Source organism: Micromonospora sp. NPDC048999, assembly GCF_040649295.1.
GTDB lineage: Bacteria > Actinomycetota > Actinomycetes > Mycobacteriales > Micromonosporaceae > Micromonospora.
The window spans coordinates 20,729-46,392 of sequence record NZ_JBEZFI010000038.1 but is presented as its reverse complement, the minus strand read 5'-3'; the positions used below and the strand labels follow the sequence as shown (position 1 = coordinate 46,392).

The window sequence follows — 25,664 nt, the reverse complement described above, 5'->3', positions numbered from 1 at the left end:
CCGCGTCTCGATGCCACCTAACGGGGTCGAGCGTGGCTCACTCGTTGAGCATCAGGCTCCCCCACCCGCTGGCGAGGAATGACTGGGGACGCCGGATGGCGGGGGCCGCCCCCGGGCGGCGGAGTGAGGGTTGACCGGTAGTTCTCGCCCTCAATCAAGGGGTGGGTCAGGCTAACGCCAGCAGGGGCCATCCGATCATACTCGGCAAGGATCAGCTCCTTGGTTCGGTACATGCCGTATTTAGATTCATCTTTACGCTTGACGATCGGGAACGCCTCCATGATGTAATCCACATCGTCACGAGGGATACCATAGAGATGAAAAATGAGAGCGTCTAGTTCGGCCCGGATAATCGCCCGCCGCCCCTCGTCCCACCGAAACGGACCGCCCGTGTCGCCAAGGTCGCGGGCGAACGGCACCGTGTCATATCCCGTATAGACGAGTTCGAGAATACGATCACTGATGAATCGCTCGTGAGGCGCAAGCTGCGCAGGAGATGCAACCGGCAACTGATAGGTAGTAAAGAATTTCAAATGGGTGCCGCCCACCTTTTGCCGCGCCGCGAAGTCCAATACTTGCGAGGTCAGGCAGGCCACGAGACCAGCAACCGAATGTTGCGGAAACATCAGGAGTGTGCCGTCAGGGGCTGCGGCGCGAGGGAGGATGCTATCAATCATCGTTCGCTCATCAGTGGCGCGACAGATGTCGCGCCAACCAAGGAGCCAGCCCCGCTGCCAATGCTTGGAAGCGAGCCTCTCATCAACCTCGCGTTCGGCGACCCAGTAGCGAGGCAGAACCACCGCACTTGGGTCCTGCCTTTCAGCCAGCGTGAAGTCGCGGATCCCGCCATTTTCGTCATACGTAGCCCAGCGGTGGTCGTAGTGGTGGAGCATTTTCGCTTCGTAGAGCGGGAGCATTTTGGCCGAGCCCCTGGCGAAAACGTTGCCGGTGAGGGTCCAACCGTCGGATTCGAGCTCTTCGCGAGTGTGGAAGAGGTGCGAGTCGTGGGCTGTGTCGAACATTCTCATAACGGACACACCCCAACGGTTGCCGTTCGGATCGCCTTCCTTGATGAGGACCGGCACCCGGCGATAGATGCGGAGGGTAATCTCCGCGTCTCGGCGGGAGCGGAAGACGGGGCAGGTGCCGGTGTTGGGGTTGAGGAGCTTCATCTCGTCAGCGGTGAGGGTGAACGACTTGCCGGCGTCGCCCAGTTCGGCCGGATCTTGGAGGAAGAAGGCGAACTTGGCAGCCGGTTCACGCATTGCATGCCCCGCGAGGGAGAGAATGCTGAATTTGAATGATCGATGCACGCCGGGGAATATCGGCGCGGCGTTCTCGAAGTCGTAGAGTGCTGCGATCGAGCCATTGGTCACGAGATCCTTGAAGAAGTATTGCGTCCTGGCGTCGGTAGCAATCCCCGTAGGAACAATGACGCCTGCGCGACCGCACGATGCGAGCAGGAGGCGGGCAGTCTCCGAGAACACCGCGTATGTATTCAGGTTGCCCTGACCGGTCAGAGGAACACGGCCCGATCGACGCAGGAAATGACTTTCTGCATAGACTGCACGCTTGGCCGCCGCATACTCCTCGTACAGTGGCAGTGTGTCGGGCTCATGCCGAAGCTCGGCGATCAGCTTCTTTCGAGAATCCGCCTTTGAAACCGCAGCTATCGCGGGATGGCGCCGCGCGAAAAACTCCTGCTCCTTGAGTTCCACACTTTCCCATGGCGGATTTCCCAGTAAACAATCAAAGCCACCAGCCCAGCCTGCTACGGTTGAGACGTCGTGGTCATCCTCGGAAACCGAAAACACCTCCGGAAACTCCAGATGCCAGTGGAAGAAGCGGTACTGGTGACGGAGCCGGGCGATTTCATCGCGGGTTGCTATCGACGCGCCACGGCCAGTCGGATCCTCAAGTGCGCCGAATATCCCGTGAGTAACCGCCCTCGGCGCATCCGCCTGCTTAATCCACATGAATGCCGCGCACCACGCGTCGGCGAGGAGAAGCGCCTTGACGTAGTCGGACGAGTTCGCCCACCTTGCATACGCTTCCGCCTGTTCGCGGACCTCACGAAGCGTGCCGGAAGGGGCACCCGCTATGCGCCGCACATTAGAAGCGAAGCTGGTGTTAGATACCTTTACGGCGTCGTCCTCGATATCGAATAGACTCGACTGGCCTCGGCGTTCCTCTACATTGATCTTTTCTAGAGCTTTGGCATGTTTCTTGTCATCACCTTCGGTGGGAATGAAAGCCTCGTCGGGGATTCCGCGCTTGAGCAGCGCGGGCGTGACGCCGATCAGCGCGTTGCCGCACTTCACATGAGCGTCGAGGAAGCTCAGCGGCTTGCCCGGTTCCAGCGCCTCCATCCAGAGCGACACCTTGGCAAGTTCGACCGCCATCGGGTTGATGTCGACGCCGTAGATGCAGCGCGCGACGACCTCGTGCAGGGCGTGGCGGACGGCGTCGACGGTCGGCTCGGGGTTGCGCTCGCGCACGGCGGCGACCCGCTTGGCGATCCGGCGCGCAGCGGCGACCAGGAAATGGCCGGAGCCGCAAGCGGGGTCACAGACGGTGAGCGAAAGCAGCTCCTTGACGATCGCGTCGCTCGGATCCGGCTGCCCGGCGGCGGTCGCCTCCTGCTCAGCGCGCTTGACCGCGTCGTCGATGACCGGGTCGAGCGCCGAGTCGAGCAGGCACTCGATCAACGAGGAGGGCGTGTAGTAGGAGCCGGTGGTCTTGCGGGTGTTGCCGGCGAGTTCGACCAGCTCGAAGGTTCGGTCCACCGCGCTGTGCTTCGGCACCAGCTCCAGCAGCGACTCGTAGATCGAGCCCAGCTCCTCCGCGTCCAGGTTGCGGTAGTCGACCGACCGCCACCGGCGCGAGCCAGGGTCCCGCACCTGCGACAGGTGCCGGACGGCGGTCAGCAGATACTCGTTGGACAGTGACAGGTCGTCCAGCGGTGTGTCCGCGACCGTGTCATGGTCGAAGAGGCCGCCGAGGCCGGGCAGGCCCAGCTCCGGGCGGCCCTTCTCGTTGCCGAGCGCGTCCAGGACGATCCGCAGCGCCTGGTAGAGGTCGCTGTGCGTGGTGCCCCGGCGGCGGCGTGCCTGCGTCCGCAGCCGGGCCGACGAGAAGTAGGCGGCATACCGTTCGCGGGCCTGCTCGTCGGCATCGGGGTGGTGCAGCGCGTCGCGGTCCTCGGCGACGAAGAGGAAGAGCAGCCGGTAGGCCAGGCGCAGCAGGGCGTTGTGCAGTGCCTGCGGGTCGACGTTCTCCCGCAGCGCGCCGTTGTCGGGGTGGCGCAGGAAGCCGGTGCCGAGTGCGGTGATGGCGTCCTGCACGCCCTTGCGGAGCTGGTCGAGTGCGCGGGTGCCGGCGGCGATCGCTTCGGTGCGCCACTTCTCCAGCCAGCACGTCGACGGGGCCGCCCCCTCCCCCACTTCGAAGCGGGAGACGTGCAGCAGGCGATACAGCAGGACGAACTCGCTGAACAGCTCGCCGTCGAAGATGGCCTCGAGGTCGAATTCGACGTACGAGGCGGTGGCGAGGGCGTTGGAGTCGCGCAGCAGCCGGAGTTGGCGGCCGTTGGTGATGACCGCCCACAGGTGCGCGTCGGAGCGGTTCAAACATTCCTGCACCATCGACTGCGGCGGGATGCCGCCGGCGGCCGGGCGCTTGTCGAGGCCGGCGTTCCAGGGGGCCAGGTGCACCGGCACGTGGGTCCAGCGGTGGGTGATCGGGAAGGTCTTGCCGCCGTCGTCCGAGGTGATGCCGGTCTCCGCGAGCGCGGTCAGCCGGCCGAAGCCGAGTTCGCTGAACAGGGGTTCGAGCCACTGGGTGACGGCCAGGCCGGTCGGGTCGGCGGGGGCTTCGGCATCCGGAGCAACTGGCAGCTTGCCGCGCAGGTCCTGCCACACCGACTTGAGGTAGTCCCAGTGCCGTTCGGCGTCGTCGCGCACCGAGCGGGAGCCGACCACCCGGTAGTCGGCGGGCTTGGCGCCGCTGACGTCCCGGCCCTCGGCGATGCGGACCAGCATGTCGGCGGGGAGCAGTCCCCCGATGGTGTGTACGGCGGTGAAGACCTGGTTGCGGGCGGTGGCGGACATCAGGCGGTGCCTCCGGCTGCGGTGGGGGTGGCGGCGACGGGCAGGTAGACGTACGCGCCGAGGACGTCGGCGTGGTCCTGGACGGTGACGGTCAGTCCCCGGACGATCTCGCCGGAGGCGCTGCGCACGCGGCGGTGCGAGGCGAGTAGTTCGGCCGCGAGGGTCTCGCCGTAGGCGCGCAGGTGGTCGGTGACGGCGGGCAGGTTGTCGAGGACCTGTCGCATGGTGCGTTCGCCGAAGCCGGGGTCGGTGTTGGCGTCGGCGGTGGCGTTGAGCAGCGCCAGGGCGTCGCCGGTGGTGAGCCAGCGGGCGTTGGTGGGTGCGCCCTGGAAGGCGAGCAGCCGGGCGTCCTCGGCGACGAGCTGCCGGGTGCCGTTGCGGGACGGCAGGGTGAGGTGGAAGCGGTAGCGGGCCACCAGCAGGGTGGTGCGGGTGGTGACGGCCCGGGTGCGGATGACGCCGCAGCGGCGGGCCGGGCGGGGGCCGGTGGCCTGGTCGTCGAGGGCGGCGTTGAGGACGTACCCGGCGAGCGCCACCACGGCCGGGTCGGTGCGGACCAGGGCGGCCTCGCCGCGCGCGACGGCCGCTGTGTCCCGGAACGGCACCGGGCGGCCGGTTTCCACGGCGTCGCCGCCGAGCACGGGGGCGAGGGCGTCGCGCAGCCCGGCCGGGGTGCCGCTCAGCTCCGCGGTGAAGTCGCCGGGCTGGGCCGGGTCGGCGCGTAGGACGCCGTCGAGGGCGCGCAGCGACTGGCGTACGAAGGATGTGATCTCCTGCGCGCGGCCGAGGGTGTCGCGGACGGCGGCGACCTCGCGGGCCACCTCCTCGGGCCGGATGGTCTGCTGGGCGAACCGGGAGCGGGAGGCCTTCTCGCGCTCGGCGGCGGACTGCCACTCGGCGGCCAGGGCGGCGGCCTTCTTGTCGATGGTGCGGTATTCGTCGGCGTCGAAGAGGCTGCCCTGCTCGCCGTCCCGGCCGCGCAGCAGCAGCCACTCGACGATCGCGTCGGTCACCCCGGAGGAGGCGGCGTCCGGCACGGAGACGGAGATGCCGAGGTCCTTGCGGATCTGGCGGTGCTTGCGGATGAGGACGTCGAGGACCTTGCCGTCGATGCCGTTGTCGCTGCCGTAGAGGGTGATGACCCGCACGACGCCGCGCTTCTGCCCGTACCGGTCGACGCGGCCCTCCCGCTGGTCGTGGCGGGTGGGGTTCCAGGCGAGGTCGTAGTGGACGACGGCGTCGAAGTGGTGTTGCAGGTTGACGCCCTCGGAGAGGCAGTCTGTGGCGACGAGGACGCGGCGGGCGGCGGGGTCGTCGCCGGCGTCGCGGGCCAGTTCCTCGATGCGTTCGAGGCGCTGTTGCGGGGAGAGGGTGCCGGTGACCGCGCGGACGATCGTCTTCTTGCCGAGCTTGCCGTCGAGGTGTTCGGCGACGTATTCGGCGGTGGGGATGTAGCGGCAGAAGACGATCGGGTGGTAGCCCTCCTTGAGCAGGGCCTTGAGCTGGGTGACCAGGGCGGCCAGCTTGCGGTCGTCGGTGGTGCCCTCCAGCGCGGCGGCCCGGTCGGCCAGTTCGGCCAGCCGCGCCCCGGCGTCCAGCTCGGCGGTCTCCGCGCCGGGGGCCACGTCGAGCCCTTCCAGGGCGTCGGAGTCGGAGGAGTCGCTGGTCAGGGGGGCGCCGAGCCGGTCGGCCTCCTCGGCGGTGGCCGCCGTGGCGGTCGCCGAGCGGGTGCGCAGGGTCTGCGCGGCGGCGCGCGGGGAGGAGACCAGGGAACGCAGCAGGGCGATCGCCGACCACCAGGCGATCCGGACCTCCCGCCGGCCGTGCCGGTCCGCGGCGGTCACCCGCTCGCTGGCGTACGCGATGGCATCGTCCAGCAGCGCCCGGTAGGCCGGCGAGAGCTTGTACGTCTCGTCCTTGAAGTATCGGTCGGTGGGGAACGATGTCTCCTCGGCGAGGCTGTCGTCGGCGAGCCCGTCCTCGCGGGTGAGGTACTGGCGGACGTCGGCGCGCTTGCGGTGCACGAAGTGCTGGGCGAGGGCCCGGCGGCCCGCGTCCGAGCCGAGATCGACAGTGGATAGTTCCGGCTTGAGCAGGCCGAGCAGGTTGCGGAAGGCGCTCTCCTTGCCGCTGTGCGGGGTCGCGGTCACCAGCAGCAGGTGCCGGTCGGCCTTGGCGGCGACGCGTTGGAGCAGTTCGAAGCGGAGCTGGTTCTGGGTGGAGGTGGCGTCGTCGGCGGAGACGCAGGTGTGCGCCTCGTCGACGATGACCAGGTCGGGGCAGTGCCGGACGAAGTCGTCGCGGTGCCGGGTCGACTTGATGAAGTCGGTCGAGACGATGACGTGCGGGTGCCGGTCGAACAGCGACTGCCCCAGGTCCAGGCCGCGTTCCAGCCGGGAGACCGTGGAGGCGAGGACCAGTTCGGCGTCGATGCCGAACTTCGTACGCAGCTCCGCCTGCCACTGCTCGGCCAACGCGGGCGCGCAGAGCACGGCGAGCCCGCGCGCGCTGCCCTGGGCGAGCAGTTCGCTGGCGATCAGGCCCGCCTCGACGGTCTTCCCGATGCCCACGTCGTCGCTGATCAACATGCGGACGGTCTGCTGGCGCAGCGCCATCAGCAGCGGCACGAGTTGGTAGGCGCGCGGCTCGACGGCGATGCCGGCGAGCGAGCGGAACGGGCCGGCGCCGGACCGGAAGCCGATCCGCAGCGCGGAGCGGAGCAGGCCCGCCGCCTGGGCATCGCCGAGATCCGCGGGCGACGGGGCCGCGAACTCGGCGCTCGTCACGCTCTCGAAGGCGGGGAAGACGGCCGCGATGTCGTCGTCCGCGCCGCCGAGGGGGCGCAGGACGAGCATGTCGGGTGCGCTCTCCGGGAGTACGACCCAGTCGCGGCCTCGGGCGGATACCAGCGTGCCGGCGCTGAAGGGGGTGGTCATGAGGGGGGTCCTCGCGCGTCGTTGGGGATTTTCTGTTGTGGGAGGCGGGCTGAGGGGCGGTTCAGCCGCCGAAGCAGTACCGGTTTTCGTCGACGATGGCGGCCCAGTCGCCGTTGTGCGGGAAGCGGATGACGTCCCAGCCCGCGTCGCGCAGCCGTTCCTCGGCGTCGCGGTCGCGCTGGGCGACCGTCTCGTGCTCGTGGACCGGGCCGTCCACGAAGACCGCGACGGTCGCGCCGGGCAGCCGGTAGACGTAGTCGGGTTGGGCCAGCGCCTCGGTGACCAGGGTCTGCGCCTCGTCGGGCAGGCGCAGACCGCGTTCCTTGAGCCAGGTGATGAGCTTGGCCTCCAGCGCGGTGTCCGACTGTGCGGTCAGCCGCTGAAGCTGCTCGGTGCGCGATTCGCCCTGCCCGGTGGGGGCGGCCTTGGCGGCGGCGAAGCGCAGCAGGAGATCCCGCACCGCGTGCCGGTTGATGGAGCGGTGGTTGAGCTGGTTGCCGTAGGTGAGCAGGCACTCGTAGCAGCCCAGCGCGCAGGGTCGGTCCTGGTGCGGGCCGCCGAGGTCGGTGCCGTCGGGCGTGAAGTGGCAGATCGCCAAGGCCTCGGCTGCCGCCCGAGCCAGGGCGTGCGGGTCGGCCTGCATGAGGCGCAGCACGCCCGCGCCGCCCTCGGCCGCCTCGGTGAACAGCATCCGCTCGCGCGGACCCTGGTTCGGCGGCAGCAGCTCGGTGGTCAGTTCGGAGTCCTCCAGCTCGAACGCCGCCTCGATGCCGCGTTCCAGGGCGTACATCAGGGAGAGCGCGACGTCCGCCTCGAGCGCCTCGTCGAGCTTGAGGACGAGGATGTTGCGCCGGTCCTCCACGTACGGGATGACCCGCTTCTTGCGGCGCTTCTCGTTGCCGTCGGCGTCGACGACCGGCATCTCGCTGGAGTCGCCGGACGCCTCGCTGGCGTCGCGCTCGTTCATCCACCGCCCGTCGGCGGGGTCGAGCCAGAACCCGTCCGGCTCGCCCGGCTTGGCTGGCACACGCCCGACATTCGTGATGCGTACGGTCGCCGAGTCGCCGTACGAGAGGGTCGCCAGGCCCCCGGCGGAATCGGAGACGATGGCGTCCCGGCGGCCGGGGCGGGCGCCGTGGTCGTGGAAGCGGTACGAGGTGACCAGACGGTAGCCCGCCCGGCGGCGCTCCTCCTCATCGGAGGAGATGCGTTCCCGGCGTTTGGTGTAGACGGTGTGCAGGTGCAGCAGACCGGTCGTCTCCTCCCCCAGCGGCTCGTCGCACATCTGGCAGCGGTCGGCCTTCTCCTTCGCGTCGTGGTGGTAGCCGCACTGCGTGCAGCGGCGCGCCGCGCCGGTGACCACGTCGCCCGCCGCGTCCGGGGGTAGCTGGATGCGGGTGACCTGGTAGCGGGCGCCCTCGTGGTAGATGAGCGCGCCGGGGCCGAACTCACGGATGGCGAGGAAGCGAGGGCGCTGGAGGTAGTCGCCGTCGCCGAACCTGCGGCCGGTGGTGGGGACGTACGCCGCGAGCGGCAGCCGCGGGAAGGAGTAGCCGGGTAGGAACCCCTCGCTGGCCAGATAGCGGTACGGGTTGAAGTCCGACAGCACCGACTTGCTGTCGACGCTCTCGTTCTTGAGCAGGTTGAGCTGGGTCTCGGCCTCCTTGCGGCGGCCGACGGCGATCCGCCGGTCCCGCTCGGACAGGGTGTGGTCGAGCACCCGGCGGTTCTGCTCGGCCTGGTCGATGAGGGCGGCCTTGAACAGGCCGCGCCACCGGTCGAACGCCAGGTTGAAGCGGTCCGGCGTGGTGCGGACCGTGTCCTCGATCCACCGGTCATCCCACCAGCTCGACTGCGCGAAGTCGGCCAGCAGGCCGGCGAAGACCCGACGGGCGGCGGCGGCCGCCCGCTCCTGCGACCGGGTGTCGTGCAGGGCGGCGCTGACGTGGTCGAGCAACGCCAGGGCCGGGTTCGGCAGCCGCGAGTCCTCCGGATAGCTGATGTCGATGGTTTCCGGGATGGCCCGGCCCAGCTTGATGCCCGCCTCGGCCAGCCAGATCGCCTGCACATGCGACCGCACCAGATCCTCGTTGGCCAGGTCGAGGCGGGGCGGGGCGACCGCGCCGGCGACCATCCGCTCGGAGCGCCGGAAGTAGTACTGGTCGTGGCTGTTGCCGGTGGCGCAGTAGGTGGTGACCAGCGCGGGCTGCCCCGACCGGCCGGCCCGGCCGCTGCGCTGCGCGTAGTTGGCCGGGGTGGGCGGGACGTTGCGCATCATCACGGCGTTGAGCTCGGAGATGTCGACGCCGAGCTCCATGGTGGGCGAGCAGTAGAGCAGCTTCAGCTCCGCCTTGCGGAACAGCTCCTCACGCTTCTCGCGTTCCAGCGGGTCGACCTGGGCGGTGTGCTCGCGGGCGGCGAGGCCGGCGAGCGTGCCCGCCAAGCTGCGATACAGCTTTTGGAAGAAGGTGTTGACCCGCGGACCGTCGCCGCTGGTGTAGGTGCGGATCAGCGGGTCGTGGCTGCCGGCCTCGCCGGTCCCGGCCCGCCAGATCAGCGACGCGGCCGAGACGCGATAACCGGTGCTACGGGGGCCGGCCGGGCCGCGGAACCGTCCTGCCCGCTGCGGCGCGGCTTCGATCTCGGTGACCAGGCCGGCCGCCGCGAGAATCTTGAGCAGGTCGGCGATGACGTCCTGCGCGTCGGCGAACGTCAGCTCCGTGCCGAAGTGCACCCGCCGTAGATACTTGCCGAACTTGCCCCGGCCAGACAGGAACAACCCGGAGCGGTCCATGCCCCGCCCCGACGGCTGCGGGTACGCGGTGCCGACCTTGGGGCTGTCGCTCACGGACAGCACCCACGGATCGATCAGGCGCTCCTCACTGGCGCGCTGGAGCATGTCGAAGTCATCCCGGAAATACTGCACGTCGATGGCGAGCGCCCGCCGCATCTCGTTCAGCAGCGCGCGCATGATCTCGGCACGCTGCTCGGGTTCGGCGTGGCGCAGCACCTCGTGCGCCTTCGACCAGCGGTCCTGGTTGCCCGCGAGCCAGTCCAGGTCCTGGTAGTCGATCTCCAGCAGGCCGGTCTGCTCCAGGTTGGGCATGGTGATCCGCCAGCCTCGTTCCAGGTCGAGGTAGAGGCGGAAGGCGACCACGTCCCGCAACGTCTTCGCGGCGTTCTTCGCCATCAGCGGCGGCAGGTCCTCGCCCCGCGCGTAGTCGCCGGCCTTGAGCTGTAGGGCCTCGGTCACCTCGGCGGCGAGGTGCTCGTGGGTGATGCCGTCCTCGCCGGCCTTGACGGTCGCCTGGTAGAGCGCGCCGCGTAGCTGGGTGATCTGCACGAAGTCGTTGAAGTGCCCGGCCTGCAGCGAGGCGTCCTGCCGGTTGTCGACGAACGTCAGCAGCTTTCGCGCCTTCTTGTCCAGCGCCTCGGCGGGCGCACCGAGCAGCGAGCGGACGATGGAGGCGGAGACCAGGGAGGTCGCCGACGACCGCCCCTCCTGGTCGAGGCTGGCGAGCTTGGCGAAGTCCTTCCCCCGGGTCTGCTCGTAGCTGACGCCGCAGTGCGGGCAGAACAGGAATGGTGACGGGATGAACGCGGCTCGCAGCGTCCCCCGTCCCTCGTATCCGTAGGGGTCGACGGTGACGGCGGTCGGCAGCCGGTCACGGTAGTTGGTGCGGACCGTCTCCTGCCCGTTGCCGTCAACCTCCAGCCAGGATTCGGGGATCCGCCGTTCCTCGATGGCCTCGGCGGTGCCCTCCGGCCAGGGCCGCTCCGAGTCGATGTAGAGGTAGCCGCCGGTGGCTTGGCCACCCGTGGCGGTGGTGTCGCGGCGCGGCTCGTAGACGGTGTCGCTGCCCCTGCTGGTCCGCCACACCGTGAGGTATTCCTGGCCGCACTCGCGGCAGAAGGCCAGCGGTAGCAGGATCTTGCCGTCCGAGCCGGGCAGGACGAGCTGGTAGTCGCGGGTGCGGTGGCGGGTGAGTTCGTCTTCCAGGGTCACGTAGACGGTGTCGCCCTTGGAGAGGAACTGGTGCAGCCGGAAGGCGAACAGGGGCCGCTCGGTGACCGGGTGCCGCGCCTCCGAACCGGCTTTCAGCGTGCGGCGGATGGCCTTCGCGCAGTCGGCGACGGTGAGCCCGCTCGCGTCGGCGAGCTCGATCGCGGCGACCTCGATCTTGGCCGGCTTCTGCCGAACGAGCTGCCCAGCCTCGACAGTGAGCCCGAACCGGGTTTCGATCCAGCGGGCGAGCGGGTCCTTGACCAGGTCGGCGTAGGCGCGCGGCGCGCCCGGTGCGCTCAGCCGCTCGGCCGGCACGCTGTCGGGGGCGTCGGCGGTGGCCCGCACCAGGGTTTCACCGATGACGTTGGCCCGCGTGACCTCGGTGCCGAACAGAGTGGTGGCGACCCGGGCGACCTCAGCCCGCTGGTCGTCGAGCGTGCCCTCGCTGGAGATGGTGGCCGAGGTGCCGACACATTGCAGGTTCTGGGCCTGGCAGGCCTCCCGCACCCGGCGGATCAAGAGCGCCACGTCGGCGCCCTGCCGGCCCCGGTAGGTGTGCAGCTCGTCGAAGACGAGGAACTCCAGCCCCTTCGCCATCTTGATCAGCGAGCGCCGGTCGTCCGGGCGGGTGAGCATCAATTCCAGCATCACGTAGTTGGTGAGCAGGATGTCCGGCCGGCTGTCGCGGATCTCCTTGCGCCGCTCGTCGCTCTCCTGGCCGGTGTAGCGGGCGTAGGTGACCGGCTCGCGGCCCGGCCCGTAGCCGTCCTGGAGATACTTGTCGAGCTCCTTGAGCTGGCTGTTCGCCAGCGCGTTCATCGGGTAGACGATGATCGCCCGGACCCGCTTGGATGCCGTGGGCCCCTCCTGCTGCCGGGCCTTGAGCACCCGGTCGACGATCGGCACGATGTACGACAGCGACTTGCCGGAGCCGGTCCCGGTCGTCAGCACGTACGACGCGCCGGATTGCGCCTTGTCGATCGCCTCCCGCTGGTGCTGGTGCAGCGTCAGCGGACGGCCGTCGCACGTCCTGCCGCCCTCGGTCTTGCCGGCCTGGAAGATCCGCGCGCACTCCTCGTGCAGCACTCCCTGGCTCACGAGTTCGAGGATCGAGCCGCCCGAGGCGAAGAACGGGTTGAGCGACACCCAGGGGTCGGGCCACTGCGACTTGGCGGTCAGGTCGTCCTCGACGAACGTCGCGATCCGGTCGTCGCGGATGATGGTGCTGCCCTGGGTGAAGTCCCGGTAGTCCTTGATGAGCTGCTCGTGAACCCCGAAGACGTCCATGCCCGCCCCCGCCGGGCGGGTGAGCGCGCCTCTTTCCGATGAGATGGCAGGTGCCGGGGCGGCGACCCTGCCTCGGCTGGCAGCGACGTAACGCACGGGGTTGAAGGCTTCCCACCCGGCGACCGTCTCGGCACCCCTGGCCAGCGGCAGAAGCGCCTGCCGTACAGCCGCGGCGTTCTCCGGCCGGTCGGCGGGATCCTTGGCGAGCAGCCTGTCGATCAGGCTCACCAGGTCGTCCGGCACATCCGAGCGCAGCAGCCGGACCGAGGGAGCCGGCTCCTGCAGGTGCTTCTGTCCCAGTTCGTGCGACGACTCACTCAGGAAGGGCGGCACCCCGGTCAGGAGTTCGAACAGGACGCAGCCGAGCGCGTACAGGTCCGCGGCCGGGGTGACGGCGGCGGCGAGGAACTGTTCGGGGGCCATGTAGCGGGCGGTGCCGACGGTGACGTTGGTGCTGGTGACCCTGCCGGCCTCGGTGTCGTCCAGGATCCGGCCCATGCCGAAGTCGAGGACCTTGACCGCGCCGTCCCGTACGACCATGACGTTCGATGGCTTGAGGTCACGATGCACCACGTCCGCCGTGTGCGCGGCGGAGAGCCCATCGGCGATCTGCGCGCCGAGGGCGGCAACCCATGAGATCGGCAGCTGCGGATGTTCGGACACCAGGTCCCGCAGGGTCTCGCCGTCCAGCAGCTCCATGGCGATGTACGGCAACACTTCCGGGCCGACCGACCCGGCGACGATGCGCGGCAGGTTGGGGTGGCTGAGCCTGCGCATGATGCGCACCTCACGCTCGAACCGCTGCTTCGCGTTGTTGTCGGCGGAGGTGTCGATGCTGGCACCCGAGCGACTGCGCAGGATCAGTTTCAAGGCGATGATGCGGTCGGCGGAGCCTTCCTCCGCGTTCATGTCCTCGGCGCGATGGACCTCGCCCATGTTGCCCTTGCCGATTGCGTTCAGGAGACGGAACCGACCCGCCACCCAGTCATTTGCCCCGGTCAACCTCAACCGCCCCCAGCTCGTCGTGCACGGCGAACGCGACCTCCATCGGGTCCGCTGGGGCAGGTGCCCACCCGCCCGTCACGGTCCCGTTGACGGGACTAGCTCCGACGCTTTGTTTCTTCGAAGGTTTGGGTCGCGATGCCGTCCGTGGAGTATGGACCGTCAGCCGCAACGAGGTAGTCGTCCAGTCAGCGAGATCGCTCAACCGAACGTCGACGACTTGACAGCAGCCGATGGACCCCTTTTCAACTTCCGGTGTTGTGGCATTGGCGCCGCTCATCAGCCTCGGCGACCCCGGTTCGGCCATCACCAAAGTGGGCATTGACCTGCGACTTCCTCGCTGGTGAATCCTCGGCCAGCCCAAGCGTCAGTCGCCACGTTGTTGGCTGCTCCTCGGAGCCAGCGCGGCGCGAGCCAGCCCGACCGCGGCGAGTTGCACGAGCTGAGCACCCAGCGCAGCGGCCTGTCGGATAACCGACTCAAACGCCTCCAGCCGCCGAAACGCCTCCCGGCACGTCCGCGGCCCCTCGACGAGCAGCCGGCTCGGCATGTTCACGCCCAAATCTTCCAGAGCGGAATTGGGTAGAACAGGGTTGTACTCGAAATCGCGGCCTTCCTATCCTGCAATCACCTCAGGGAGGTAACAGATGTCGACTACAGCCGCACCGGCCGACACCCGCATGATGGCCGTCGTGCACCGGGCGCTCACGCGCGATCTCCAACGAGTCGCCGACGCCATCACGACCAAGCCCTACCCACGGGGGCGACGGCGCGAGGCACTCGGCGAGCACGTCGTCTGGCTGATGCACTTCCTGCACGAGCACCACACCGGCGAGGACGAAGGCCTGTGGCCCATGGTCCGTGACCGCAACCCCGGCGCTGCCGCGCTGCTGGAGTCCCTCGAAGCCGACCACCGCGCGATCACCCCAGCCGCAGAACGGCTCGGGGAAGCGGGGCACGCCTACGCCGCGACGACCGGCGATGGCGAGCGCGCCGACCTGCACCACGCTCTGCAGGTCCTGACCGCAGTCCTCATCCCGCACCTGGAACGCGAGGTCTCCGAGGCGATGCCGGTGGTCTCGGCGAGCATCACCCACGCCGACTGGCACGCCTGGGACCAGGAACGCAACGTGAAAGGCAAGCCCCTGTCGGAGCTGGGCTTCGTCGGCCACTGGCTCATCGACGGCACCGACCCGGAGAGTTACGAACTCGTCGTCGGCGAGGTGCCCGCCGTGCCGCGGTTCATCCTGCTGCGATTCTTCGCACGCCCCTACCGCCGCCGCGCTGATCTCCTCTGGCGGGCCAGCGAGTAGGAGGTCGGTGATGAGCGCAGGCCCGCAGACCCGGCGGCACTATCACTCGCCGATCCGCGAAGAACGCGCCGCACGGACCCGGGCGGCAGTGCTCGCGGCCGCCACCCGCCTGTTCAACGAGCGCGGCTGGGCCGCCAGCGGCATGCGCGACATCGCCCACGCGGCCGGCGTCGCGGTCGAGACCGTCTACGCGTCCTTCCCGTCCAAGGCCGAACTGCTGGTGACCGCACTGGAGGAAGCGCTCGTGGGCGACTCCAGCCCGGTGCCGCTCACCCAACGGCCCGAGTTCGCGGCCCTCGGCGACGGCGACCGGCCAGCCCGGGTGGCGATGGCCGCGGCGCTGCTAACCGACGTGCACAAGCGCACCGCCGCGCTCTACCTGGCGCTGCGCCAGGCCGCGCCCGGCAACCCGCACCTCGCCGAACACCTCATTCTCTGTGACACTCGCCGTCGGCAGAACATCGAGCGCGGTCTCACCTTCGTCAAGGGCGCCGCCCTGACCGGCGAGGAATGCGACGGGTTGTCCGCGGTGCTCGACGTCGACGTCTACCAGCAGCTCACCGCCGGGTGCGGGTGGCCGCCGCAGCGGTACGCGTCCTGGGCGGCCGGCGTCATCGACAAGCTGCTGGGCTACTGACGACCTGGAGGTCTGACTTCACCGCGACTCCCCGTCGGGGCGGACCGCTCCCCGGGCCAGCCCGTCGGCGGTGAGCTGTACCAGTTCCGCGCCGAGCGACGCCGCCTGTCGAATCGCGGACTCGAACGCGTCCAGCCGCCGGAACGCCTCCCCGTTCGCCCGCTGCTCTTCGAGGGGCAGCCGCCGTACCTGCGCCCGCCGGATGTCGAAGCGCAGCGTCCCGGACAGGCTCGACGCCTGCTTCTCGTTGGCCGACGTCCGTAACTGCCCGGCGAGGAACCACGGGTCCAGCGCCGCCGGGTTGGGCCGCAGCAGATAGAGGTTGCGCCCGAGCAACGCCCCCTCGGTGGTGACGACCCGGGCGGTGAGCTGCCGGGCGATCATCGGCACCACCACGTCCCCGACGGCGAGGGGGATCTCCTGACCGAGCTTGCCGTCGTCCCGCCCCGAGGGGCCCTCGCCGGCCAGCACGTCCGGCACGGTCAGCACCGGCGTCCCGCCCGCTGCCGGCTCGCCGGCCTCGGCTGACACGGCGCGGATCGGCCCGAGCAGGTGCAGGGCGCCCACCCGGACCAACTCCCCCACCGTCAGGAACTGCCCGTCCAGGCCCTCAGGCACGGGCGTGACCTGCGGCATCAGCGCCGGCAGGTCGCCGACGACGGCGGCGAGACGCTCCCTGGTGCGTACCAGATGTTCTCCGGTGGCTGCGCCCGCGACGGCGGGTTGCCGGCGCGCGGGGGTGAGGTCGACCTCCTCGTCGAGCAGTTCGATCACCGGGACCGCGCGGGCGAAGCCGGCCTCCTCGACCTCGGCGTCCGTGGTCAGCGCCCGCCATGCGGCGAGGATCCGCGGACCGGTCTCGGCGAGGTCGCCGGCGGCGGCGTCGACCAGCAGCGTCCGCGCCGGTGGCGGCGCATCGGGCGCGGGCCGCCGCAGCACCCACACGTGCAGGGGTACGCCGTGCGGCGCGGCCACCCCGGGCGGAAGCGCGATGACGGCGCGCAGGGCGCCCCGGCGCAGCAGTTCGGCGCGGATGCGTCGGCCGGCGCGGCGGCTGGCGACGGTGGGTGGCATCAGCAGTACGGCGTGCCCGCCGATCCGCAGGTGGGCCAGGGCGTGCTGGGCCCAGGCCAGTTCCGGTTCGGTGCGCGGGGTGGTGCCGACGATCCAGCGTGGGTCGTGGACGAGTTCCTCGTCTCCCCAGTTGGTGACGCCGAACGGGGGGTGGCAGACGACGGCGTCGACGGTGCGGCCGGCGAAGGCGTCGGCGCGCAGGGAGTCGCCGGTGCTGACCTCGCCGGGCACCTCGCGCAGGGCGAGCCACAGCCCGGCGAGCCGGGCGAGGTCCTCGTCGAGTTCCTGCCCGTACGCCGAGGTGCAGCCGGCGCGGACGGCGGCCCGCAGGGTGGCACCGGAGCCGGTGGCCGGGTCGAGGACGGAGCCGCCGCCGACGGCGGCGATCCCGACCATGAGGTCGGCGAGGTCGTCGGGGGTGGCGAACGGGCGACCCGGCCCGGGTGCGGAGAAGCGCTGCCACAGCTCGTCGAAGGCACCCTGCGGGCCGAGTTCGTCGGCGAGCGCGTCGATGTCGGGCAGCAGTGGTGTGAGGTGCGGGTCGGCGGCTGGGCGGCGGGGGTGTTGGCCGCGTTGGCGGGCCAGCAACAGGGCGCCGACGGCGGCGAGGCCGGCGGCCGGGGATTCGCTGGCGGCGGCGAGCCGTCGCCACAGTCGCTCGGCGGTAGCCAGCTCGGGGAGCTTGCCCTGGGCGCGGAGCCACTGCTCGACCTGGGTCAGGTCGAATTCCGGGCTGGCCGTGGTGCCGCCCACCGGGGCGGGGAAGCCGGCGTGGCGCTTGCGCCAGTTACTGACCGCGGCGCGACCGACCCCGGCGAGCCGGGCGATCTCCGCCGCCGTGATGGTCGGTGTCTCCTGCACCTCCGAAGTGTGTCACACCTGTCAAGCATCATGTCTGTTGACAGCGTTCACGGATGATGCTCTCATTGACGCCGCCACGTTCACAGCAGGAGGAAAACGATGCGCAAGACCACGACCGTCGCCCTGATCGCCACCGGCCTCGTCGCGCTGGGCTGCGGCGCCGGCAGCACCGACGAGACCACCGGCGGCAAGGCCGACGCCGGTGGCGCCAAGGGCGGCGGCAAGCCCAAGACCGCGAAGGTCGGCGAGCCGGCCCGCGACGGGAAGTTCGAGTTCACGGTGAAGTCGGCCAAGTGCGGCGTCGCCAAGGTCGGCAACGACCTGCTCGGCGCGAAGGCGCAGGGCCAGTTCTGCCTGGTCACGGTCAACGTCAAGAACATCGGCAAGAAGGCGCAGATGTTCGACGGCAGCAGCCAGAAGGCGTACGCCGGCGACGGCACCGAGTACTCCTCGGACAGCGGCGCCTCGCTCTACGCCAACAAGAACGCCGAGACGTTCCTCAACGACATCAACCCCGGCAACCAGGTCACCGGCGTGGTCGTCTTCGACATCCCCAAGGACGTCAAGCTCACCAAGCTCAAGCTGCACGACTCGCCGTTTTCCGGCGGCGTGACGGTCTCCCTGGCCTGACCCGCCTCCTCCCCCGGGGGCGGGACCCGCGAAGCCCTCCCCCGGCCTCATTCCCACCACACCACCGCCAGCACGCATCTCTACGCGAGGAGATCGACATGCACAGCGCGATGAACCGTGAGAGACCGAGCCGCAACAGCACCCGCAAGGACGGCCGGCGCCGCACGCCCCACCAGCCCGCCCTCTTTGAATGCCCGCCGCCTCCGGCTCCTGCGGGCACCTACCTGACCACCGTCTACCGGCTCAACGTGCCGGGCAGCGCCGACGGGCTCGCGGCCGCGCTCAAGATCGACTACTTGCGGGAGAACGGCTTCGAGCCGGTCTCTTGCTGGGTCGTCGACGCGCCGGCGCTCCTGGTGCACGGCAACGTGCCGCGCCCTCGGGCCGAGTGGTGCGAGATCCTGGCCGGGCTCACCGGCGAGGACGTCGACCTGGGCTACAGCAGCGGCGGCGGCGCGCTGCTTCTAGCCGTGGACGAGCAGGCATACGCCCTGGCGTACGGCACCCTGGGCCGCTTCATGGTCAACCGGGAGACGATCGACCACGCCTTCGGCGTGTCCTTCGCCGTCCGGGCCCTGCTGCCGAGCGAGATCCGCCAGGTTCGCCGCCGGATGGTCGGCGCGAGCGGACGAGTGGACCGCAGCCTGGTGCCCGGCGGCCAACCCATCTGGAAGTACGGCATCGACAAGTGGGGCGAGATCGTTGGCCAGGTCTGCGGCCGCACTGACAACCCGAACCTGACGGCGTGCCGCCGTGCCGACAGGCCGGTGAAGGTCGACGGCGGGGAAGCGCTGCGCATTCCCCTCTGCGTCGAGCCCGGTGGACTCCTCGCCGACCTGCGCGAGATCGACCGGGTGTGCCAGCAGGAGTCTCCGCTGGCCGACCTGGAGTTCATAACGGAGATCCGCCCAGTGCCGGCATCCGACCCCCGGATGCGGGAACTCGACGACACCCTGGATCGACGGTTGGCGCTGACGGAGCCGCCTGACCTCGGCGTGGCAGTGCCGGGCGACTTCATTGACGACATCGAGCACGTCGAGTCGTACCGGATCCGCGTCCCGAAATCCGGGCGGCGCGACAGCCAGACCGCGGAGCTGGACCTGGCTGCGATCCTCGCCCATACCAACCAGGCACTGGACGGTGACCGGTGGACCGGCCTTCGCACGGGGACGCTCACCCTGTACTCCGATGCGGGCGGCGAGGACGAGATGACGTCAACGCCGGTCTCCCGCTGGCTCACGGCGGAGGTGGCGGTTGGCAGCAGTCACCTACTGCTACACGAGAGCAGGTGGTATGAGATCGGTGACCGGCACCGCGAGTTCCTGCGCCAGGAGGTTGCCCAGATCCTGGATCGGCCGTCGGGAATCGTCCTGCCACCATGGACCAGCGACCTGCCCGACGAGGACGCCTACAACCGCACGGCCGCGAAGCGCGACCAGCAGCTGGTCCTGCTCGACAAGAAGCTCTTGCGCACGACGCAGCACCCCCGGGGAATCGAGGCGTGTGACCTGCTGGGCCCCGACGGCGAGCTGATCCACGTCAAGCGGGCTGGGAGCAGTTCCCCGTTGAGCCACCTCTTCACGCAGGGAATCACCTCTTTCGACACGCTCCGCTACGACTCGGTAGCGCGTGACAAGTTCCGCGAGCTGGTCCGCCGGCAGCCCAACGCGCCCGACCTTCCCGAGGATTTCCGGCCACGCAAGGTCGTCTACGCCATCGCGCTCAAGTCAGGCCGGATGGTCACCGTCAACACGCTCTTCACCTTCGCCCAGGTCGCGCTTTACCAGGCGATGAAGACGCTGCGCTCCGAGGGTGTCGAGGTCGAGGTCGTCGCCATCCCATCCGCCTGATCCATCCACGACATCAACTTTGCAGCATCGGCTCGGCCTTATCTCGCCGCCGCGAATCCAGCCGGCGGACCGCCTCGGGCCGGAATCGGCGCGGCACCCGTACACCCTCTCCACACCCCCATCACGCGGAGGTCGCCTGATGAACCGCGCCGAACCATTGGTCGAGCTGATCTTCGACCGGCTCGCCGCCGACCGCGTACCCGATGACACCGCCGAGGTGGTCCTCGCCGCGCTCAGCGGCGAGGCCGACCTGGACGCGGCGCTCGCCGGCGAGCCGACCACTCTGGAGCCGCGGCGCACGGCGGCGGACGAGCCACGGGGGCGGATCTGGCTCTCGTCGGTCACCGTCGCCGGTTTCCGCGGCGTCGGCCCGGAACGCACCCTCACCATCGAGCCCGGCCCGGGGCTGACCGTGGTGGTCGGCCGCAACGGCTCCGGCAAGTCCAGCTTCGCCGAGGCGGTCGAGCTGGCCCTGACCGGGGACAGCGCCCGCTGGGCCGACCGCAACAGCGTGTGGCGGACCGGGTGGCGCAACCTGCACGCCGGTGACCCGTGCCGGATCGCCGTCGAACTACGCGTCGACGGGGAAGCCACGCCGACCCGGGTGGTCCGCTCGTGGCCCACCACGGCGGAGCTGGGCGAGGCCGAAATCAAAGCCACCAGCGCGCACGGCAGCCACAATGATCTCGCCGAGCTGGGGTTGGCCCGGCCGATGGAGCTGTACCGGCCGTTCCTCACCGCCGCCGAGCTGGGCCGGCTCACCGCCGGCACGCAGAGCCAGCTGTTCGACGCGATCTCCGCGATCCTCGGCCTGGAGGCGATCACCGACGCCGACCGGCGGCTGATGGCCGCCGCGCGGCCCGTCGACACGGCCATCAAGGAGGTACGCGCACAGCGCGCCGCCCTCGCCGCCGCTCTGGCCGAGGTGCCGGACGACCGGGCGCGCCGGGCGGCGGCACTGCTCGTGACCCGCCCCGACCTGGCGGCGCTGGCCGCGATCCTCGACGAGCCGGACGAGGCGACCGCCGACGAGGCGGTGCTGCTGTGCCGGCGGCTGGCGACAATGCAGCTGCCCGACGCCGCCGAGGTGACCCGCCTCGCCGGGCAGCTGCGGGAGGCCGCCGCACAGGCGCGCCGGCACGACGGCGGCCGGTCGCGGGCGTCACTGCGCAGCGCCGAGCTGCTGCGGCTGGCCATCGAGCACCACGACGACGTCGGTGACGGGCCGTGCCCGGTCTGCCCGACGGGCCACCTCGACGGCGGCTGGCGGGCCAGCGCCGCCGCGTCCCTGACGGAACTGCGCGACCGTACGCTCGCCGCGCAGGCCGCCGCCGCCCGGCTGACCGCGCTGCTGAAGCAGGCGCACTACCTCATCGACGACCTGGACGTGCCCGAGACCACCGCCGACGGGGTACCGGTCGACGGGCTGCACGCCGCCACGGCGGCGCTGCGGCTGGCGCCAGGCGGGCCGGAGGACCTCGCTGACCACCTGACCGCCCGCTACCCGGCGGTGCTCACGGCTGCGCGGGCCGCGCAGACGTACGCGAAGACTGTGCTGCGCGAGCGCGACACCGGCTGGCAGGCCGCAGCCGGTGAACTGCGGGCCTGGATCGCGGCGGCCGGGCTCCTGCCGGAGCGGGAACGCGCCCTGGCCCGGGTGCGGGCGGCGCGGGCGTGGTTGCGGGCGACCGGGGCGCAGCTGCGCAACCAGCGGGTGGCGCCGTTCGCGGAGCACTCGCAGCGGATCTGGGCGCAGCTGCGCCAGGAAAGCAACGTCGAACTGGGCGCGATGACCCTGCAGGGCACGAACACCCGGCGGCGGGTGGTGATCCCGGTCAGAGTCGACGGCGCCGACAACGGCACCGCCCTCGGCGTCATGAGCCAGGGCGAGATGCACGCCCTCGGGCTGGCGACATTCCTACCGCGCGGCTGCGCGCCGGAAAGCCCGTTCCGGTTCATCGTCGTCGACGACCCGGTGCAGAGCATGGACCCGGCCAAGGTCGACGGGCTGGCGCGGGTGCTTGCCGAGCTGGCCGAACAGCGGCAGGTGGTGGTGTTCACCCACGACACCCGGCTGCCCGACGCCCTCGGCCGGCTCGACCTCGGCTCCTCCCGCATCATCGAGGTGACCCGCGCCGAGCGGTCGGTTCTGACCCTGCGGCGGGCTCCGACCCGGTGACCCGCTATCTGGACGACGCGTACGCCCTCGCCCGCAGCGAGGAGATCGTCGCCGAGGTACGCGGGCCGGTGGTCGCGGAGCTGTGCCGCTCGGCGATCGAGGCGGCCAGCCACCGGATCGTGTGCGGGTCGAACGCCGCGTCAGCAGCCGAGGAGTCCTCGTCATCGCCGGCCAGAAGATCCAGGTCGGCATCAGCCACGCGGGCCGCGGCCTCACCGTCGAGGAAGCCGACGCCACGTTTCGCGTCTACGACCGCGACCAGCTGATCACCGAAGTGCCTCGCACCACGACCAAAGCAATCGCCCGGTTCAAAGCTCGCAAGCCAGAACCATCCCGGCAGGTCAGACGTTGCTCGCCCAACGAGCCAGATGCTGAGATGAGCCGATGACCGCATCATGGCCGACCGCCCTGCTCACCGCCCTACAGCGCGGGCAGTTACTGGTCGCCGAGGTGATTCCCTCGACGCCCCATCACCGGGCATGGATCGCCATCTACCCAGCCGGCGGGCCGTCCGCGACCGGGTTCAACCTGTTCCACCGCGAGTTTGACCGCACCTACCTCGACAACGACTGGTGCATCGGCCCCAACGACGGAATGATCGAGCTTCGACAGGCCCGGGCCACCGACGAAACCGAGCTAACCCGGCTTCTCACCGAATGGAACCTCAACCCACGGGACCTGATCTACGCCCACCGGTCGGACTATCCCGTCTAACACTGCCTCTTCAAGAACTACCGTCAGACAGAGATCCTCTAGCCGGACGTGTCACCGACGTCCCGAGACTGATCTGTCACGCAGGTCCTGAGACCCGACAGTCGCGGACGCCCGGCACCTCGCGAAGGCCCTGTCGTGACCGTCGGGGTGACCGCGCCAATGCCGCAGCGCTGCCTGGCGGCGGCCGACCAGATGCTGCGCGGCGCCGGCCCGCTCGGCATGACATCGGTGACCGCCGGGTGGTGGCCGCGGGCGTGCGCCTGCCTGATCCGGCTCGCGCTCGAAGGCGGCATCGACGCCTACTGGCGGCGAGTCAAGCCGGGCGTGGCCGCGTGCCGGCAGGGGCGGGCGAGGCAGCTGATGCTGCGTGGCCGGCTCGGACCCGGCGTACCCGATCATCGGCGGCGGCCGGTCCGACCGCTGAAGGTCAAATGCCCGTCCGCGTAGCGGCAAGTTCGCCTTCGCTCCGGAGAATGCAGAACTCGTTTCCCTCCGGGTCGGCCAGCACAACCCATCCGGTCCCGTCGGCGTTTCGCCGGTCGTCGAGCTCTGTAGCGCCGAGGCTGATCAGCCGGGCCAGTTCCTCGTCGCGAGTGCCCTCCCGTGGGCGCAGGTCGAAGTGAAGCCGATTCTTGATCTGCTTACGCTCCGGTACCTCGATGAACAACAACCGATGCTGCCCGTCTGGGGAGGCGATCATGCACTCCTCGTGGCCGGGCTCGTTGGGGTCGTCCGGATCCTCGGTGTAGTTCAGCACGACCCGCCACCACGACGACAGGGCGTACGCATCGGCGCAGTCGACGCTGGTGTGAGAGATGAAGGAAGCCATTCGGCCAGAGTGGCAGTAGTCGGGACAGACCGCGAGCCCATTCCGCGCCGGGCACAAGCCCTTCTGCTGCTACGGCCCGCCGGCAGTCGCCGACGTAGTGGGTGGGGTTCAGACGGGCACTTCAGCGCTGAGGACGATGGTCCGTTCCTCGGGCAGGTGAAGGAACTCGACATGACTGGCGGCATTGTGGGCGAGGCCGATGAACAGACGTTTACGCCAGATGGCCATCCCGGGATGTGCGGTGCACCGGAGGGTGATCCTCGAAACGAAGTAGGAGACGTCGTCGAGGTTGATCCCGCTGGCGAGGGGGTGAGTGGCGGCATGGCGTAGGACTTCGGGGAAGTCCGTGGGGTCCTGGAAGCCGAAGACGGCGGTGATGTGGATGATGCCGTCGTTCGGGTCGCCGAGGTCGTCGATGGTCAGTCGTTGATCCCATGGAATGTGCGGGACGTTCGCGGTGCGACCGGTGATGAGCACGATTCGCTCGTGCCGGACGTGGTTGTGCGCGACGTTCGCGCGCAGGGCCAGCGGGGTCGTGTCCTTGTTCGGGTGCGGGAACACGGCGGTGCCCGGCACCCGCGGGATGTCTGCGGCGTGCAGGGTGTCGATGAAGTCGGCCAGTGGGCCTTCCCGTTCGGTCCGTCGCGGGGTGACCAGTTCGGCTCCGCGCCGCCAGGTCACCAGGCTCGTGAACACGACGATCGCGATGAACAGCGTCAGCCAGCCACCGTGGCTGACCTTGGCCAGGTTCGCGGTGAAGAAGATCAGCTCGATGCTGCCGAAGACGACCCCGAACAGCACCACGCGCCGGGTGGACCAGCGCCACCGCCCCCTTGCCACGACGAGGACCAGCATCGTGGTGATCAGGAATGTGCCGGTGACCGCAACCCCGTAGGCGGCGGCGAGTTTCGTGGACGACCCGAACGCGAACATCACGACAATGACTGCGGCGAACAGGCTCCAGTTCACCCCGGGCGTGTAGATCTGCCCGTACTCGCGGTGGGATGTCTGCCGGATGCGCAGGTGCGGCAGGAAACCCAGCCGCATCGCCTCCCGGGACACCGAGAAGGCCCCGGAGATCACCGACTGGGACGCGATCACGGTGGCCACGGTGGCGAGGATGACCATCGGCAGCCGCGCCCACTCCGGCACCAGGAGGAAGAACGGGTTGGCCCGGCTCTCCGGTGCGCGGAGGATCAACGCGCCCTGGCCCAGGTAGTTGAGGGTCAACGCGGGAAACACGATCGCGAACCAGGCCCGGCGGATCGGGACGGGGCCGAAGTGACCCATGTCGGCGTAGAGTGCCTCGGCGCCGGTGATCGCCAGCACCACCGCACCCATCGCGATGAACGCGATGACCGGGTGGTGCACGATGAACAGGACCGCGTACGTCGGTGACAGCCCGGCCAGGATGCTCGGGTGCCGGAGCACCTCTGCCGCGCCGACCAGGCCCAGGCAGGCGAACCAGAGCAGCATGATCGGCCCGAATACCGCTCCGACCCGTCCGGTGCCCCATCGTTGGAAGGCGAACAGCAGGGTGAGGACCACCCCGGCGATCGGCAGCACCACCACCGCCAACTTCGGCGAACTGACCTCCAGCCCCTCGATCGCCGACAACACCGAGATCGCCGGAGTGATCACGCTGTCGCCGTAGAACAAGGCGGCGCCCAGCGCCCCGAGACCCAACACCGCCGCGGCGCGCCGTCCACCAGCGTTGCGCAACGCCCTTTGGGCGAGAGCGGCCAGGGCCATCACCCCGCCCTCGCCGTCGTTGTCGGCCCGCAAAATGAAGATCACGTATTTGATCGACACAATCAGAGTGATGGTCCAGAAGATCAGCGAGATCACGCCGAACACGTCGGGGGTGTTCGGGACCAGGTTACGGTCGAGGCTGAAGAGCGTCTTCAGCGCGTACAGCGGGCTGGTGCCGATGTCGCCGTACACCACGCCCAACGCGCCGACCAGCAGCGTCAGCCCCGCCGCCTTCCCTGCCGTGGGAGGACCCGTCAGCGGCGTTTTGGACGCCGTTCCACCGTCCTCCGTCGGCCCGTCGCCACCCGCCGAAGCCTGCTCGTTGTTCGCTTGCTCCGTCACCCCACAGGCATACCAACCGGCACGCCATTCCATAAGCCCAACGACGAAAGCGCGCCTACACGGCCAGCGACGGCCGATGGCGACGTTGACATCCTCTCCCGACCCACTCGGCCGGCTCGACCTCGGCGCGTCCCGCATCGTGG

15 protein-coding genes are annotated in these 25,664 nt (G+C 69.8%); 7 read left to right on the top strand and 8 right to left on the bottom strand.

Annotation, left to right across the window (positions count from 1 at the left end; genetic code table 11):
* Window positions 1–17: 17 nt before the first annotated feature.
* From AB0C02_RS27065 to AB0C02_RS27050, 4 genes are all read right to left on the bottom strand, one after another.
* Window positions 18–4,109: a DNA methyltransferase gene (locus AB0C02_RS27065; RefSeq protein WP_357551766.1), complete on the bottom strand. Its 4,092-nt coding sequence runs from the start codon at window positions 4,107–4,109 to the stop codon at window positions 18–20.
* Window positions 4,109–7,045 (bottom strand): DEAD/DEAH box helicase, encoded by a 2,937-nt coding sequence (locus AB0C02_RS27060; protein ID WP_357551765.1) that lies wholly within the window; start codon window positions 7,043–7,045, stop codon window positions 4,109–4,111. Before AB0C02_RS27060 ends, AB0C02_RS27065 begins: the two co-directional genes overlap by 1 nt.
* Window positions 7,046–7,106: 61 nt before the next feature.
* Complete coding sequence (locus AB0C02_RS27055) at window positions 7,107–13,319, bottom strand: protein kinase (protein ID WP_357551764.1); 6,213 nt, start codon at window positions 13,317–13,319, stop codon at window positions 7,107–7,109.
* A 388-nt stretch (window positions 13,320–13,707) separates the two neighbouring features.
* Window positions 13,708–13,896, bottom strand: a complete 189-nt coding sequence (locus AB0C02_RS27050) for a hypothetical protein (protein WP_357551763.1) — start codon at window positions 13,894–13,896, stop codon at window positions 13,708–13,710.
* Window positions 13,897–13,987: 91 nt separating this feature from the next.
* Between AB0C02_RS27050 and AB0C02_RS27045 the strand changes: the two genes are divergently transcribed.
* Together AB0C02_RS27045 and AB0C02_RS27040 are read left to right on the top strand one after the other, a co-directional pair.
* Window positions 13,988–14,653 carry a hemerythrin domain-containing protein gene (locus AB0C02_RS27045; protein ID WP_357551762.1) on the top strand — a complete coding sequence of 222 codons (666 nt, stop codon included), beginning with the start codon at window positions 13,988–13,990 and terminating at the stop codon, window positions 14,651–14,653.
* A 10-nt stretch (window positions 14,654–14,663) separates the two neighbouring features.
* Window positions 14,664–15,290, top strand: coding sequence for a helix-turn-helix domain-containing protein (locus tag AB0C02_RS27040; protein WP_357551761.1), 627 nt, complete (start codon window positions 14,664–14,666; stop codon window positions 15,288–15,290).
* Between the two features lie 18 nt (window positions 15,291–15,308).
* Here the strand turns inward: AB0C02_RS27040 and AB0C02_RS27035 are convergent, their stop codons facing one another.
* On the bottom strand, window positions 15,309–17,225 hold the full coding sequence (locus AB0C02_RS27035; protein WP_357551760.1) for an N-6 DNA methylase: 1,917 nt from the start codon (window positions 17,223–17,225) through the stop codon (window positions 15,309–15,311).
* Between the two features lie 99 nt (window positions 17,226–17,324).
* Between AB0C02_RS27035 and AB0C02_RS27030 the strand changes: the two genes are divergently transcribed.
* The 3 genes from AB0C02_RS27030 (at window position 17,325) to AB0C02_RS27020 (ending at window position 21,884) form a co-directional block, all read left to right on the top strand.
* Window positions 17,325–17,855: a DUF4352 domain-containing protein gene (locus AB0C02_RS27030; RefSeq protein WP_357551759.1), complete on the top strand. Its 531-nt coding sequence runs from the start codon at window positions 17,325–17,327 to the stop codon at window positions 17,853–17,855.
* A 110-nt stretch (window positions 17,856–17,965) separates the two neighbouring features.
* A complete protein-coding gene (locus AB0C02_RS27025) occupies window positions 17,966–19,705 on the top strand; it encodes a DUF6119 family protein (RefSeq protein ID WP_357551758.1) in 1,740 nt (579 codons plus the stop codon).
* Window positions 19,706–19,844: 139 nt separating this feature from the next.
* Complete coding sequence (locus tag AB0C02_RS27020) at window positions 19,845–21,884, top strand: AAA family ATPase (protein WP_357551757.1); 2,040 nt, start codon at window positions 19,845–19,847, stop codon at window positions 21,882–21,884.
* Between the two features lie 4 nt (window positions 21,885–21,888).
* Here the strand turns inward: AB0C02_RS27020 and AB0C02_RS27015 are convergent, their stop codons facing one another.
* Complete coding sequence (locus tag AB0C02_RS27015; protein ID WP_357551756.1) at window positions 21,889–22,083, bottom strand: hypothetical protein; 195 nt, start codon at window positions 22,081–22,083, stop codon at window positions 21,889–21,891.
* Window positions 22,084–22,268: 185 nt separating this feature from the next.
* Here AB0C02_RS27015 and AB0C02_RS27010 point away from each other — a divergent pair, with 185 nt between their 5' ends.
* Both AB0C02_RS27010 and AB0C02_RS27005 read left to right on the top strand, forming a co-directional pair.
* Window positions 22,269–22,598, top strand: coding sequence for a hypothetical protein (locus tag AB0C02_RS27010; RefSeq protein WP_357551755.1), 330 nt, complete (start codon window positions 22,269–22,271; stop codon window positions 22,596–22,598).
* Window positions 22,599–22,733: 135 nt separating this feature from the next.
* A complete protein-coding gene (locus tag AB0C02_RS27005) occupies window positions 22,734–23,045 on the top strand; it encodes a hypothetical protein (RefSeq protein WP_357551754.1) in 312 nt (103 codons plus the stop codon).
* Here AB0C02_RS27005 and AB0C02_RS27000 read toward each other — a convergent pair.
* Both AB0C02_RS27000 and AB0C02_RS26995 read right to left on the bottom strand, forming a co-directional pair.
* The gene (locus AB0C02_RS27000; RefSeq protein WP_357551753.1) at window positions 23,026–23,427 is read right to left on the bottom strand and encodes a VOC family protein; all 402 of its coding nucleotides are present in this window, start codon (window positions 23,425–23,427) and stop codon (window positions 23,026–23,028) included. The two genes, AB0C02_RS27005 and AB0C02_RS27000, sit on opposite strands and share 20 nt — an antisense overlap.
* A gap of 108 nt (window positions 23,428–23,535) precedes the next feature.
* A complete protein-coding gene (locus AB0C02_RS26995) occupies window positions 23,536–25,521 on the bottom strand; it encodes a potassium transporter Kup (protein WP_357551752.1) in 1,986 nt (661 codons plus the stop codon).
* Window positions 25,522–25,664: the final 143 nt, after the last annotated feature.